This window comes from Streptomyces sp. AC627_RSS907 (assembly GCF_019049165.1).
This window is the reverse complement of the sequence record NZ_JAGMUE010001171.1, coordinates 1-543: the sequence shown is the minus strand read 5'-3', so window position 1 is coordinate 543 and position 543 is coordinate 1. Positions and strand designations below refer to the sequence as shown.

Annotated in this window: 1 pseudogene; it reads left to right on the top strand. The window is 72.9% G+C overall.

What is annotated here, in order from left to right:
• Window positions 1-543, top strand: a pseudogene (locus KUM32_RS40895) (cytochrome P450); the annotation flags it as partial.

Here is a 543-nt window from a genome sequence, read left to right as displayed (position 1 = left end):
CTCGTGGACGGCCTGCTGGACGCCGCCGAGGCCGCGGGACCGCCCCTGGACCTGGTCGCCGCGGTCACCTCGCCCTTCCCGCTCACCGCCATCGGCGAGGTGCTCGGCATGCCCACCGCGGATCTGCCCCAGGTACGCGACTGGGCGCAGATCCTGCTCACCCGAGCCTCCGACGCGGCGGCGGCCGAACGGGCCCGCGAGGTGAAGGAGCACGCCCGAGAGTACTTCCGGCGGCTGGCGGACCAGCGTCGCCACCAGCCGCGCGAGGACCTGATGAGCACCATGGTCGCCGCCGTCGACGCCGGACGCATCGACGAGGAGGAACTGCTCGCCCTGGCCACCTTGATGGGCCTCAACGGCTGGCACGCCGTCTGCAACAACACCTCCAACATGGTCTTCGCCCTCCTCACCCACGACGGCCTCGCCGACCGGCTGCGCGCCGAACCCGCCCTCGTACCGCGCGCCGTGGAGGAACTGCTGCGCTGGATCCCGCACAAGCACGGCGTCGGCCAGCCCCGCGTCGCCACCGAGGACGTGCGTGTC